Origin of the sequence: Mycobacterium persicum, assembly GCF_002086675.1 — a bacterium.
GTDB classification, from domain to species: domain Bacteria; phylum Actinomycetota; class Actinomycetes; order Mycobacteriales; family Mycobacteriaceae; genus Mycobacterium; species Mycobacterium persicum.
The window spans coordinates 15,652-28,498 of record NZ_MVIF01000017.1; the positions used below are offsets into that span (position 1 = coordinate 15,652).

Sequence of the window (12,847 nt, forward strand, 5' to 3'; positions counted from 1 at the left end):
ACAGGGCTCACTAAGCCCCAGTAGAGGAAGAGCAATTTAGCGACATGACGAATCACCCGAGGTATTCGCCACCGCCGCAGCAGCCGGAATATCGTGCCGCGCCGAACCAACCGGTGCCGCCGGCTTATGTGCAAGGGTCTGCGCAAACATACAACCAGCAGTTCGACTGGCGCCACCAGCGATCGCAGCCGCAGTATGGTCGGCCCTATGACCCCTTCGCGGGTACCGGGCCGCGCCCGCTGCCCGGCGGTACCGGGGTGGGCCCGATCCTGGGCGGCACCGGTCAGGGCCCTGTCGGTGGCGGCACTGGTCCCGGCCCGATAACCGGCATCCTTCCGCCGATGTCACCGCCTCCCACGGTGATTCAGCAGCGACGTCCCCGCGCAGGCATGCTGGCGATCGGCGCGCTCACCATCGCCGTAGTGTCGGCCGGTATCGGTGGCGCGGCCGCATCGGTCGTCGAATTGACCCGGTCACCGGCGAGCACCAACGGTGGCGGAGTGGTCGCCAGCGGCGCTCCCAGCATTCCGGCAGCAAACATGCCGGCGGGTTCGGTCGAGCAGGTGGCTGCCAAGGTGGTGCCCAGCGTCGTGATGCTGGAGACCGATCTGGGGCGCGCATCTGAGGAGGGCTCGGGTGTCATCCTGTCCAGCGACGGGCTGATCCTGACCAACAATCACGTCGTCGCGGCCGCCGCGAAACCGCCCGCCGGTGCTCCGCCGCCCAAAACCACGGTGACCTTCTCTGACGGCCGGACGGCGCCGTTCACGGTGGTCGGTGCCGATCCGACCAGTGACATCGCCGTGATCAAGGTCCAAGGTGTCAGCGGACTCACCCCCATATCGCTGGGATCGTCATCGGATCTGCGGGTCGGTCAGCCGGTCCTGGCGATCGGTTCACCGCTGGGTCTGGCCGGCACGGTGACCACGGGAATCGTCAGCGCCCTCAACCGGCCGGTGTCGACCACCGGCGAGGCCGGTAACCAGAACACCGTTTTGGACGCCATCCAGACCGACGCCGCCATCAACCCCGGCAACTCCGGTGGTGCGCTGGTCAACATGAACGGCCAGCTGGTCGGCATCAACTCGGCCATCGCCACGTTGGGCGCGGATTCCGGTGATGCCCAGAGTGGCTCGATCGGCCTGGGTTTTGCGATCCCGGTCGACCAGGCCAAGCGCATTGCCGACGAGCTGATCAGCACCGGCAAGGCGACACATGCCTCGCTGGGCGTGCAGGTGACCACTGACAAGGGCATTCCCGGCGCCAAGGTGGTCGAGGTGGTGCAAGGCGGTGCCGCCGCAACTGCCGGTGTGCCCAAGGGGGTCATCGTCACCAAGGTGGACGAGCGCCCCATCAACAGCGCTGACGCGCTGGTCGCCGCGGTGCGGTCCAAGGCGCCGGGCGACAAGGTGGTGCTCACCTTCCAGGACCCCTCGGGTGGCAGCCGCACCGTGCAGGTAACGCTAGGCAAGGCGGAGCAGTGATGAAGTCGGGTCCTCCGTTGTCAGAGCTCGGATATACGGTTGCTCCCATGGAACAGGGTGCGGAGTTGGTGGTGGGCCGGGCACTTGTCGTCGTCGTCGACGATCGCACTGCCCACGGCGACGAAGACCACAGCGGCCCGTTGGTTACCGAGCTGCTCACCGAGGCCGGGTTCGTTGTCGACGGAGTGGTCGCGGTGTCGGCCGACGAGGTTGAGATCCGCAACGCGCTGAACACCGCGGTGATCGGCGGCGTGGACCTGGTGGTGTCGGTCGGTGGGACCGGTGTCACGCCCCGCGACGTCACGCCGGAGGCCACCCGCGACATCCTGGACCGGGAAATCCTCGGTATCGCCGAAGCCATCCGCGCTTCAGGACTGTCGGCAGGGATCATCGACGCGGGCCTGTCGCGCGGCTTGGCGGGAGTATCGGGAAGCACGCTGGTGGTTAATCTCGCCGGTTCCCGCTACGCCGTCCGAGACGGCATGGCGACGCTGAATCCGTTGGCCGCTCAGATCATCGGGCAGTTGTCGAGTCTCGAAATCTGAGTTTCGGAAGTAACCCGCGGATCAGGTGTCCGCGCGAGGCCCGTGGTTGGGCGGCGGCGACAGGGCCGCGGCCGCCGAACCATGCTTGCCCGACGTGCCGCTGCCGTTGGTTTGGGCCAGCAAGTCCCGGATCTCGGTGAGCAGGACCACCTGCGCGTCGTCCGCCTGCTCGACCTCACCTTTTTTGCGCAGCCTGTTGTACGGCAGCACGATCAGGAAGTACACCACGGCGGCGATCAGCACAAAGTTGATGGCCGCCGACACGAGGATGTTCAAGTCGATGGCCTGCCCGCCGCCGATGTCCAACCGCAGGATGCCGAAGCTGGTCTGCTGGTTGACACCGACCCGGGTTATCAACGGCGTGATGATGCTGTCGGTGAATTTGGTGACCAACGCCGTGAACGCGGTGCCGATGACCACCGCGACGGCCAGGTCGACGATATTGCCCCGCGCGAGAAACTCCTTGAACCCTTTGAGCATGGGTAGCGCCTTTCCCCAGTCGATGTCGTCTGATCCTGTGCTTGCATGCCGGGCCGTTGTCTCGGCACGTCGAAGGCAGACGGTATCTCAGATGCGGGTTATTTGTGGCTGCCGGCTCAATGCAAGGTCAGCGTCACCGTCTGCCCCAGCACCGCGCCCGCGACCGTATTCGCCAGGCGTGCCGGCAGGACGACCAACACCACCCGGTCATCGCGTGACTGAAGTTCCTGTTTGGCCGACACCAGCACGACGACGGCGTCGGTGGCCACGACCTTGCTGACCGGCGACGCAGCCGCCGGTGAGTCGGTAGCCGGCGCCGCAAGCACGTCCACCACGTCGCCGACCCGGACAAGGTCGATCAGCGCGCTATCGGCCAGATGGAGTGGGACGATGCGGGCGCCGGGACCGGCAGTCGACTCGGCCAGTCGGCTGCCCAGGATCCGCACATCGGTGAGCACCTCGCCGCGTCGCGCCGGGCCTGCCAGCGTCGAACCGACCACTGCCTCCAGGTCGGCCCGTGATCCATCGGGAAGCGTTGCCGCCGAACGCGTTTCGAGCCGGATGTCGTCATAGGTCAGAGCACTGCCCGGGCGCAGGTCCCGAGCGGCGACCACCACCTGCGAACCCTCGGCCTCGGTATTCGACCGCAGCGCTGCTACGCCGGCCAGCACGACGAGTCCAGCGGCGGCGATGCGCCGCGCCAGGACGGTCCGGGTCCAGTCCGGGCGCAGCAGCATCGATAGGCGGCTGAACAGGGATGCGTTCAGCGATGGTTCGGCCACCGACACACCGTATGCGCGAAGCAGCGCCGGCGATGCCGGTCAGGAAGCGACCTGTGGATAACCGGTCAGCTCGTAGCGCCCGCGGTAACCGGGGCGGCGGTGCTGGTGGACTTCTCCGCCGGGCTCGACGACTTGGTCTCGCTCGACGTGGACTCGGTGGATGACGACCCGTTGGTGGAGCTCTTCGACTTCTTGTCGGTTTCGCGGCTGTCGGTGCGGTAAAAACCGCTGCCCTTGAAGACGACGCCAACCGAGTTGAACAGCTTGCGCAGCCGACCGGAGCACTTCCCGCAGGTGGTCAGCGCTTCGTCGGTGAAGGCTTGCACAACGTCGAAGCGGTCGGCGCACTCGGTGCACGCGTAGCTGTAAGTCGGCACAAGAACCTCCGGAAAATTCGGCTTGGGCTAGCACTCTACCTTCTCAAGTGCTAGAACCACCACGTGACATCAGTCATTCCCGCACGGGAGCGCGATTAATCCGCATGTGGGTGTGACGACATGGGTCATTCGCACGTCGTGTGCTTCCTGCGGCAGTTCGTCGACCAATTCCTCGTCGCGGACCAGCGCAATCAGCCATGTGTGCGGGTTCATCCCAGCCAGGGAGCGGTCGTAGAAACCAAGCCCCTTGCCCAGCCGCACGCCCCGGCGGTCCACGGCCAGCGCCGGCACGAGTACCAGGCCGGCCTCGGTCACCGCCGATTCCGGCAGCCAGGGTTCGGGCGGCTCCAGCAGTCCCCACCGGCCCCGCACCAGCTCGCCGGGGCGGTACTCACCCCACAACAGCGCTAATGGGACGTTGTCCGCGGCGACCCGGGCCACCGGCAACAGCACCCGTGCCGCGCGGTGCCGCAATGCCATGAGCATGTCCATCGACCCGGGCTCGCCGCCCACCGGCACATAGGCGCAGACCGTGATGTGGCCGCTCACCAACGGCTCCAGATGCCGGATGAACAGCCCAGCCTCGGTGGCCCGGACGTCGTCGGCAACCAGGCGACGCGCGGCCAGCACCCGTCGCCGCAACGCTGCCTTGCCTGCGGTTGTCACGCCCACAACGATGACAGGCCGGGAATTCGCCACGCCGAACCCACCCGGCAAATCCGGTGAGAGTTATCGTGTGAACGATGTCATCAGATGTTCCGGTCCCTTTCACGGCGATCGTCCCCGCAGCCGGCCTGGGCACGCGGTTTCTGCCCGCGACCAAGACGGTGCCCAAGGAGCTGCTGCCGGTCGTCGACACGCCCGGAATCGAGCTGGTGGCCGCCGAGGCGGCTGCCGCCGGTGCCGAGCGCCTGGTGATCGTCACCTCCGAGGGCAAGGACAGTGTGGTCGCCCATTTCGTCGAGGATCTGGTGCTCGAGGGCACCCTCGAGGCCCGCGGCAAGACGGCCATGCTGGCCAAGGTGCGTCGCGCTCCGGAGCTGATCAAGGTGGAGTCCGTGGTGCAGTCGGAGCCGCTGGGACTCGGACACGCCATCGGCTGTGTAGAGCCCGCGCTGGCTGCGGACGAGGACGCCGTCGCGGTGCTGCTGCCCGATGACCTGGTGCTGCCGACCGGGGTGCTGAAGACCATGTCGAAGGTACGGGCCCGGCTAGGCGGCACAGTGTTATGCGCCATCGAGGTGACACCCGAGGAGATCAGCGCCTACGGGGTCTTCGATGTCGAACCGGCCCCGGATGCCGAGATGGCCGACGTGCTGAGGGTCAAGGGGATGGTCGAAAAGCCCAAGGCGCAGGACGCCCCGTCGATGTACGCGGCAGCCGGTCGCTACGTGCTCGACCGGGCGATCTTCGATGCGTTGCGCCGCATCGACCGGGGAGCGGGTGGGGAAGTCCAGCTCACCGACGCCATTGCGCTGCTGATTGCCGAGGGCCATCCGGTGCACGTGGTCGTGCACCGGGGATCCCGACACGACTTGGGAAATCCCGGCGGCTACCTCAAGGCTGCGGTTGACTTTGCATTGGATCGCGACGATTACGGCCCGGAGTTGCGGCGATGGTTGGTGGCGCGATTGGGTCTGACCGAGCAGTAGCCGGGCAGCGTGGGGCGACCCGCCCTCGGGGCGAGCCGGGTGATCGGGCCCAGCTCGCCCACCTGGCTCGACGGAAAGGCGTGCTGTGCGTTCTGTGGAGGAGCAGCAGGCCCGAATATCGGCCGCCGCGGTAGCCCCGAGGCCGATCCGGGTTGCCATCGCCGAGGCGCAGGGTCTGATGTGTGCCGAGGAAGTGGTGACCGAGCGCCCGCTGCCCGGTTTCGACCAGGCCGCGATCGACGGCTACGCGGTGCGCAGCGTCGACGTGATGGGTGTCGGCCAAGACCTTGGCCCGGGGGCCACCGAGTTCTTTGCCGACGACGCGAGCCTCGAGGGCCGCGAGGTGGTGACCCTGCCGGTGATGGGCACCATCGAAGCGGGTGCGCGCACCCCGACGAGGCTGCAGCCGCGCCAGGCGGCCCGGGTGCAGACCGGGGCCCCGCTGCCCACCTTGGCCGATACCGTGCTGCCGTTGCGCTGGACCGACGGTGGGATGTCGCGGGTGCGGGTGCTGCGCGGCGCGCCGTCGGGCGCCTATGTGCGCCATGCCGGGGACGATGTGCAGCCCGGTGACGTCGCGGTGCGCGCCGGCACCATCATCGGCCCGGCGCAGGTGGGCCTGCTGGCTGCGGTCGGCCGGGAACGGGTGCTGGTGCACCCGCGTCCGCGGCTGTCGGTCATGGCCGTCGGCGGCGAGTTGGTCGACATCTGTCGGACCCCGGGCAACGGGCAGGTGTATGACGTCAACTCCTACGCCTTGGCCGCCGCCGGCCGCGATGCCGGGGCCGAGGTGAACCGGGTCGGCATCGTCAGCAACAACCCCAAGGAACTCGGCGAGATCGTCGAGGGTCAGCTCAACCGCGCGGAGCTGGTGGTGATCGCCGGCGGGGTCGGCGGTGCTGCCGCCGAAGCGGTGCGCGCGGTGCTGTCCGAACTCGGCGAGATGGAAGTCGTCCGGGTCGCGATGCATCCCGGATCTGTCCAGGGGTTCGGGCAGTTGGGGCGCGATCGGGTTCCGACGTTTCTGCTGCCGGCCAATCCGGTCAGCGCGCTGGTGGTTTTTGAGGTGATGGTCCGGCCGCTGATCAGGCTGTCGCTGGGCAAGCGGCAGCCGATGCGCCGGATCGTGCAGGCCCGCACCTTGTCGCCGATTACCTCGGTGGCCGGGCGCAAGGGTTACCTGCGCGGTCAGCTGATGCGCGATCAGGATAGCGGCGAGTACCTGGTGCAAGCGCTTGGCGGGGCCGCGGGCGGATCGTCGCACCTGCTCGCCACCTTGGCCGAGGCCAACTGTCTGGTTGTGGTTCCCACCGGAGCGGAGCAGATTCGCACCGGCGAGATCGTCGACGTCGCCTTCCTGGCCCAGCACGGCTAGGCGCAACCGCGGCACTTTCTTGTGAACCTGTTGCGCTCGAGTTACCGCCATCCCGGGTGGCCGATGAACGTCGGGCCGCTGCGGGTCCGGGCGGGAGTGATCCGATTGCGACCGGTCCGGATGCGCGACGGCGCGCAGTGGAGCCGGATCCGGATGGCCGATCGTGCCCACCTGGAGCCGTGGGAGCCGAGCGCGGAAGGTGACTGGACGATCCGGCATTCGGTCGCCGCATGGCCGGCGGTGTGTTCGGGTCTGCGTTCGGAGGCTCGCAAAGGCCGCATGCTGCCCTACGTCATCGAGCTCGACGGGAAGTTCTGCGGTCAATTGACCATTGGCAACGTCACTCACGGGGCGCTTCGATCGGCCTGGATCGGCTACTGGGTGCCGAGCACCCATACCGGTGGTGGGGTGGCCACCGGTGCCTTGGCGCTGGGCCTCGACCACAGCTTCGGCCGGGTGGGACTGCATCGGGTGGAGGCCACCGTGCGTCCGGAGAATGCCGCCAGCCGTGCCGTTTTGGCGAAGGTCGGTTTTCGCGAGGAAGGGCTGCTGCGCCGCTACCTCCAGGTCGACTCGGCATGGCGCGACCACCTGCTGGTGGCGATCACCATGGAAGAGGTCGACGGGTCGGTGGTGTCGAGGCTGATCCGCGCCGGCCTGGCGAGTTTGCCCTGAGCCGGAGCCGCGAAGTGCGGTTCAGCAAGGCTCGGGCGAGCCGCCGTTGATCGGGAAAATTGTGGCTGACGCGACACGTGTGACTCGTGGTGCTTGTGAGAGGCAAATTACAGGTGTGTAATTGCCTCAGGCGCATGGCCCGGCCGCGTTGGCCAACGATAGGGCCGCGCGGAGATCGGAACCGAAGAGAGCAGGTACCATGCCAAGCATCCCGCAGTCGCTCTTGTGGATATCGCTCGTGGTGCTCTGGCTGTTCGTGCTGGTGCCCATGCTCATCAGCAAACGCGACGCGGTGCGGCGCACCAGCGACGTCGCCTTGGCGACCCGGGTGCTCAATGGTGGTGCCAGCGCGCGACTGCTCAAGCGCACGGGTCCCGCCGCCGGTCATCGCAGTGATCCCCACTGGAAACCCGAGGAAGAGTGGGGCGCCGAGCCCATTGGCCAGGCCGAAGACGACGAGGAGCAGGACACCGCTCCGGTCCACGATGTGGCGAAGGACGCCGACGTTGCCGACGACGCCAGCCGGGGGGCGGTCGTCATGAAGGTCGGCGCCGCGCGCGCGGCTCGCGAAACCGAGGACGACCGGCCGGACTACCTGGACGTCGAGGTGGTCGAGGAGAACGCGGGAGCGCTTCCGGTCGGGGCCAGCGCCCGAATGGCCGAGCCCACGCCGCTGGCGGTCGATGGCCGATCCGATGCGGATGAACCCGCCGTCGAGGACGACGCCGCTGACGACTCAGAACTCGACACCGCAGAACTGTTCGCGGTGCGGGCCGGCGGCCGGGAGCATGCCGACCGTGCCGGCCGTGCGGACGACGAATACGAATACGTCGAGGACTCATCCGGTCTGGAACCTGCGGAGGATCCCGAGGACGACCACGACGTGCCGGCCAGTTTCACCCCCGGCGCCTCACGGCGGCGCCGGTTCGACACCAAGACCGCCGCCGCGGTGAGCGCGCGCAAGTACGCGTTTCGCAAGCGCATGCTGATGGCGATGGCGTTGGTCCTGGTGGGCTCGGCGGTTGCGGCCTTCGAGGTGACGCCGCTGGCATGGTGGTTGTGCGGTAGCGCCATCACAGTCACCGTTCTCTACCTGGCCTATTTGCGCCGGCAAACCCGCATCGAGGAGAAGGTCCGTCGTCGCCGGATGCATCGGATGGCGCGGGCGCGGGTCGGCGTGGAGAACGCTCATGACCGCGACTACGACGTGGTGCCGTCCCGGTTGCGGCGTCCCGGCGCGGTGGTCCTGGAAATCGACGACGAGGACCCGATCTTCGAGCACCTGGACAGCGCGGTCCCGATGCGACACTACGGGTGGTCGCGCGATCTACCGCGCGCCGTCGGTCAGTAGCCCCGGCAGGTTCGGTAATCGGCTGCCGCGGCTGGTAGCCTGCTAGCGATCAGGGGCTATGGCGCAGTTGGTAGCGCGACTCGTTCGCATCGAGTAGGTCAGGGGTTCGAATCCCCTTAGCTCCACAGGGTTTGAGCTTCACCCCTCCACCGGCACGAACACGAAGTTGTTGACGTACACGCCGTGGACCGCCCACGAGTCGTCCGGGCCGCCGATGTTTGCCGGGTTTTGATGCTGCGTGGGGTCGAACTCTTCGACCGGCCGCCGAGTGTCGCCGAGTTCGAAGTAGCCCGCATAGCCGAAGCCCGTCAGCAACGCGGTGATGTCAGCGACGGCGTTGGGGCGATGGCGTTCCTCGGCTTCCACCAGAATCACCGGCCGGTTGCGCCGGAGCGTTTCCGCGGCGCCGCGCAACACAGCCAGTTCGTGGCCCTCGACGTCGATCTTGATCAGGCCGACGCCGTCCAACCGCAGATCGTCGAGGCGCTTGACCGGCACGTCGATGCACTGGATGCCGCTGCCATCCACGTCGCCCAGGACATTGTGGGTGTCGATCGTGCTCCGGCCCGGTTCGGAGTCGACGACACGCATGGCCGCCACGCCGGACTTGTCCGAGAGCGCCACCGCCTCCACCCGCACCGCGGCGTCGACCGCAGCGAACATGGCCGCCAGATCGCGGGCCTGGGCCGGCCGGGGTTCGAACGCTATGACCGACCGCGACGCCGGAAGCATCGCGATCGTGACGTCGCCGACGTCGGCTCCGATATCCAGCGAAATGCGGTTCGGATCGCATAACGACGCCGCCAGCCGCGCGTCCGTGCCGGATTCGTCGAGACGCTGGAGCAATCGGTATTTCCGCCGCCAGAACAAGCGTGGCGCGACAGCTTTCACCGCCGGGGCCAGCCGGCGTTTGACCGAGCGCGCTAGGGGCATGTGGCGTATCTCCAGCAGCATTTCCTCGCGATCACCGGCTGTGCGTCCATGGCCATTCGCTACCGGCTACCTCGTTGCTGGGCGTGAAGATAACGCTGCGGCGTGGATCCTACGCTATGCCCGACTCCCTACCTGTCCTGCCAGGCAGGCGAGCCGCGGCGCGGCATACCGGGAGTCAGCAAAATTCGCGATTGTTCGGCCCTACGCAGCGATCTTGACGATGCGTTGCACGGTAATGCTGCATAATGTGCTCGCGGTCGGCGCCGCGGGTGCGCAGTAGACAGTATCGGCCCTATTCGTGTGACGTCGGGTCAAGGTCGGGTCAAGAAAGGGCAGTGGATGGATTTCCGCACCTTCGTTCAGACCCTCCTCATGCGATGGAAACTCGTCGCGGCCGCGCTGCTGGCCTGTCTGGCCGGTGCGGCAGCAGTCACGATCTTCCAGAACAAGGCGTACCAATCGTCGGCCACCGTTTTCATCTCGATTGCTGGCGCGACCGACGTCACCGAGGTCTACTGGGGCGGGCAGGCTGCACAAGACCGGTTGTCGTCGTACGCCGAGATTGCCGGCGGGCGTGCCGTAGCAGAGCGCGCCGTCAGTCGTCTGCAACTCCCGATCAGCGGCGACACCCTGGTGAGCAATACCCAGGTGAAATACACCCCGAAGTCGATGCTGTTCACGATCACCGTCACCGATACCGATCCCAAGCGTGCCGCGCTGCTCGCCGGAGCGATGGCCGATTCGTTTGCCACGCTGGTCCCGACACTCGACCTCAACGCGCGTCCGCAGGGCCGGGACGCACCCCAGCCGCCGAAGCCGATGCCGACGGCCACCGCGATCGTCGTCAAGCAGCCCGAGATACCCAGCCGTCCGATCAGGCCGATGCCGCTGCGCAACTTGGCGATGGGACTCACCGCCGGGGTGCTGCTTGGCATCGCGGTGGCACTGACCCGGGAGGCCAGCGATCGCACCGTCCGCAGCCGCGGGAAGTTGGAACAACTTTCCGGCCTGCCGACATTGGCCGAATTGCCCGGAAAGCACGGCACCACACCGCGGTTCGGCTCCGACGTCACGGTCGACGACGCGGTGCGCGGTTTGCGCACCCGACTGCTCAGGGCCATCGGACCCGAGGCCCGTCGCGTGCTGGTGGCAGCGCCGTTCGGCGGTGAAGGAACCACGACGACGGCGCTGAACTTGTCGCTGGCGCTTGCCGAATTCGGCGAAGACGTGCTGTTGGTCGAGGGCGATACCCGCCGACCCGTGATCGCCGGTTTGCTGCGAGTCGAATCGGGGGAGGGACTGGCCAACGCGCTGGCCAACCCCGCTATTGCCGCCGAAACCGTGAAGCGGACGCCGATTTCGAAGCTGTTCATTCTCGCGTCCCGATTCGTCCGCCGCGAGACTTCGCCCTGCAGTGCCTATCTACCGGAAGTGATCGACACCGTGCTGGCGGACCTGTCGTCGCGTTTCGACCGAATGGTGGTCGACGGGCCGCCGGTGCTGGCGACAGCCGACACCGGTCTGCTGGCCGGCGCCGTTCAAGCCACGGTGTTAGTGGTGCGGGCGGGGCGCACCACCGTCGAGGAACTCAACGACGCGCTGACCGCGCTGCGCGCTGCCGGCGCGCAGCTCGCCGGCACCGTGCTGACCGACGCCCGAGTGCCCCGGCACACCAGAGCCGCGGCTCGGATCTATCGGGCAAAGGTCAGCGGGTCGCCGTGATTTTCTACCTGCGGGATCGCCATCGCTTGGTGACGACCGGAGCAGTGTTCGCCACTTTTCTGTTCGGATGCTTTCTGGTGGGTGTGTTCGCGGTACGCCAGACCGGTCAGGGACTGATGCTGATCGCAGCGATATTCAGCCTGGTCGTGTACTGGGCAAAGCCCGAAGCGATGGTCTGGGTCGCGCTTTTCTGGGCGTTCGCGGCACTGCCGGCCGACTTGCACGTCGGCAAGGTCGTCGGCCCGGCGGTGATTTACGCCTACCAGGCAGCGCTGGTGCTGGCGATCTGTTACCTGATCCCGGTCGTGAAACCGCGATTCTCCGACTTCGTCCTGCCGGGGATGTTCGCGTTGATGGTGGTGTTTTCGACCGTTGCCGGACTGGCCGCCGGACATGCCTCCTGGGTGGTGATCCGTGAATCGACGACGCTGCTCGAAATGGTCGCCGGATTCATCCTTGCGTTGCTGATCGTGAAGGGCAATTACGTCAAAGGGTCGATCCATGCGATGGTCCTGATTCTGTGGTTCTCGGCTGCCATGGCAATCGTGGGTTCGTTTCATGCCATCCGGCTCGCCGGCCGGGCCGAAACCCTGCAGGGCACCGGTGCCGGCGAGGCCCTGCGGATCATCCTGTCGGCCCAGACACCGGCCACCGCCGTGCTGACCGCACTGATCGCCGCCGCGATCGTCGGGGGAGCCAGGCCCGCAATGTATCTGGCGCTGGGCCCACCCGCGTCGATCATCACGCTGCTGTCATTCAGCCGAAACCCATTGATCTCGTTCGCGGTGGCCGCCGTCGTCGCCCTACTTGCCGGGTTCAGCTGGTCAACCCTGCGCCGATCGGTCACCCTTACCGCGATCGGTGCGGTCGTCGTTGCGGCGACGCTGGCATGGTCGCTGTTCTTGCTGCAGGGTTCGTCGACCGGCGCGTGGGTCGCCGAGCAGTTCAGCGCATTCAATCGCCGGGTGCTCGGCGGGGTTTCGACGGGTGCGTTGGCAGTGGACCCATCGACGCTGGACAGGCTGCGCGAAGTCGACAACCTCGACCGCGCGATCGCGCAGGCGCCGCTGTTCGGCCACGGTCTGGGCTATGCCTACCAGCTGCCGTACGGGAACGACCCGGACGAGTTCACCATGAAGTTCTATCCGACCTACTCCCATCTCTTCTACCTGTGGTGGCTTGCCAAGGCCGGGGCGGTGGGCATGGCGGCATTTGCCGTGTTCGCGCTGACGCCGCTGTTTCGGGCGCTGCGCCGGGCATCGGCGCCGGCGAAGATCAGTGCGGCGGTCAGCGCCGGCCTCCTCGCGATGTCCGCCGTATGGCCGTTGCCGGAGATGCCGACCGACGCCGTTTCACTGGGTCTGGCCCTGGGAGCGACGATGGGGTTCGCCGGCGCGCGGTCCACGGGCGCGGAAGCGGACGGGACGGCCGCCAACCGGGCGCCGGTGCTCACCGGTGGGCTCGGGTGAAT

Annotated in this window: 13 protein-coding genes and 1 tRNA gene; 9 read left to right on the forward strand and 5 right to left on the reverse strand. The window is 67.3% G+C overall.

Annotation, left to right across the window (positions count from 1 at the left end; genetic code table 11):
- Positions 1 to 44: 44 nt before the first annotated feature.
- Positions 45 to 1,484, forward strand: coding sequence for a S1C family serine protease (locus tag BST40_RS08195; RefSeq protein ID WP_083153980.1), 1,440 nt, complete (start codon positions 45 to 47; stop codon positions 1,482 to 1,484).
- Complete coding sequence (locus BST40_RS08200) at positions 1,484 to 2,029, forward strand: MogA/MoaB family molybdenum cofactor biosynthesis protein (RefSeq protein ID WP_075549205.1); 546 nt, start codon at positions 1,484 to 1,486, stop codon at positions 2,027 to 2,029. The genes BST40_RS08195 and BST40_RS08200 overlap by 1 nt, the downstream gene beginning before the upstream one ends.
- 21 nt (positions 2,030 to 2,050) lie before the next feature.
- Here BST40_RS08200 and mscL read toward each other — a convergent pair whose 3' ends face one another.
- The 4 genes from mscL to BST40_RS08220 all read right to left on the reverse strand — a co-directional run bounded on the left by mscL (position 2,051) and on the right by BST40_RS08220 (position 4,334).
- Positions 2,051 to 2,509: a large-conductance mechanosensitive channel protein MscL gene (gene mscL / locus BST40_RS08205; protein WP_075549206.1), complete on the reverse strand. Its 459-nt coding sequence runs from the start codon at positions 2,507 to 2,509 to the stop codon at positions 2,051 to 2,053.
- A 116-nt stretch (positions 2,510 to 2,625) separates the two neighbouring features.
- The gene (locus tag BST40_RS08210; protein ID WP_083044458.1) at positions 2,626 to 3,291 is read right to left on the reverse strand and encodes an SAF domain-containing protein; all 666 of its coding nucleotides are present in this window, start codon (positions 3,289 to 3,291) and stop codon (positions 2,626 to 2,628) included.
- Positions 3,292 to 3,356: 65 nt separating this feature from the next.
- Complete coding sequence (locus tag BST40_RS08215) at positions 3,357 to 3,668, reverse strand: FmdB family zinc ribbon protein (RefSeq protein WP_083044272.1); 312 nt, start codon at positions 3,666 to 3,668, stop codon at positions 3,357 to 3,359.
- Between the two features lie 69 nt (positions 3,669 to 3,737).
- Positions 3,738 to 4,334, reverse strand: coding sequence for a 5-formyltetrahydrofolate cyclo-ligase (locus tag BST40_RS08220; RefSeq protein ID WP_083153991.1), 597 nt, complete (start codon positions 4,332 to 4,334; stop codon positions 3,738 to 3,740).
- Positions 4,335 to 4,411: 77 nt separating this feature from the next.
- Here BST40_RS08220 and BST40_RS08225 point away from each other — a divergent pair, with 77 nt between their 5' ends.
- The 5 genes from BST40_RS08225 to BST40_RS08245 all read left to right on the forward strand — a co-directional run bounded on the left by BST40_RS08225 (position 4,412) and on the right by BST40_RS08245 (position 8,846).
- The gene (locus BST40_RS08225; RefSeq protein ID WP_063471203.1) at positions 4,412 to 5,320 is read left to right on the forward strand and encodes a UTP--glucose-1-phosphate uridylyltransferase; all 909 of its coding nucleotides are present in this window, start codon (positions 4,412 to 4,414) and stop codon (positions 5,318 to 5,320) included.
- An 85-nt stretch (positions 5,321 to 5,405) separates the two neighbouring features.
- Positions 5,406 to 6,695, forward strand: coding sequence for a molybdotransferase-like divisome protein Glp (glp, locus tag BST40_RS08230; RefSeq protein ID WP_083044273.1), 1,290 nt, complete (start codon positions 5,406 to 5,408; stop codon positions 6,693 to 6,695).
- Positions 6,696 to 6,716: 21 nt separating this feature from the next.
- Entirely contained in the window at positions 6,717 to 7,370 is a 654-nt protein-coding gene (locus BST40_RS08235; RefSeq protein ID WP_082275620.1) for a GNAT family N-acetyltransferase, read from the forward strand.
- A 199-nt stretch (positions 7,371 to 7,569) separates the two neighbouring features.
- The gene (gene sepX / locus BST40_RS08240) at positions 7,570 to 8,721 is read left to right on the forward strand and encodes a divisome protein SepX/GlpR (RefSeq protein ID WP_075549210.1); all 1,152 of its coding nucleotides are present in this window, start codon (positions 7,570 to 7,572) and stop codon (positions 8,719 to 8,721) included.
- 52 nt (positions 8,722 to 8,773) lie between these two features.
- Positions 8,774 to 8,846 (forward strand) — tRNA-Ala (locus tag BST40_RS08245).
- Positions 8,847 to 8,859: 13 nt separating this feature from the next.
- Here BST40_RS08245 and BST40_RS08250 read toward each other — a convergent pair.
- Entirely contained in the window at positions 8,860 to 9,654 is a 795-nt protein-coding gene (locus tag BST40_RS08250; RefSeq protein ID WP_075549277.1) for an FkbM family methyltransferase, read from the reverse strand.
- Between the two features lie 339 nt (positions 9,655 to 9,993).
- On the opposite strand from BST40_RS08250, the gene BST40_RS08255 reads away from it, so the two are divergent.
- Positions 9,994 to 11,376, forward strand: coding sequence for a tyrosine-protein kinase domain-containing protein (locus BST40_RS08255; protein ID WP_075549211.1), 1,383 nt, complete (start codon positions 9,994 to 9,996; stop codon positions 11,374 to 11,376).
- On the forward strand, positions 11,373 to 12,845 hold the full coding sequence (locus tag BST40_RS08260) for an O-antigen ligase family protein (RefSeq protein ID WP_075549212.1): 1,473 nt from the start codon (positions 11,373 to 11,375) through the stop codon (positions 12,843 to 12,845). The genes BST40_RS08255 and BST40_RS08260 overlap by 4 nt, the downstream gene beginning before the upstream one ends.
- Positions 12,846 to 12,847 lie beyond the last annotated feature (2 nt).

Excerpts from the sequence above, each read along its gene's own strand:
- BST40_RS08250 (WP_075549277.1), bottom strand. The coding sequence starts at position 9,654 with ATGCCCCTAGCGCGCTCGGTCAAACGCCGGCTGGCCCCGGCGGTGAAA.
- BST40_RS08225 (WP_063471203.1), top strand. The coding sequence starts at position 4,412 with ATGTCATCAGATGTTCCGGTCCCTTTCACGGCGATCGTCCCCGCAGCC.
- BST40_RS08255 (WP_075549211.1), top strand. The coding sequence starts at position 9,994 with ATGGATTTCCGCACCTTCGTTCAGACCCTCCTCATGCGATGGAAACTC.
- sepX (WP_075549210.1), top strand. The coding sequence starts at position 7,570 with ATGCCAAGCATCCCGCAGTCGCTCTTGTGGATATCGCTCGTGGTGCTC.
- BST40_RS08200 (WP_075549205.1), top strand. The coding sequence starts at position 1,484 with ATGAAGTCGGGTCCTCCGTTGTCAGAGCTCGGATATACGGTTGCTCCC.
- BST40_RS08195 (WP_083153980.1), top strand. The coding sequence starts at position 45 with ATGACGAATCACCCGAGGTATTCGCCACCGCCGCAGCAGCCGGAATAT.
- mscL (WP_075549206.1), bottom strand. The coding sequence starts at position 2,509 with ATGCTCAAAGGGTTCAAGGAGTTTCTCGCGCGGGGCAATATCGTCGAC.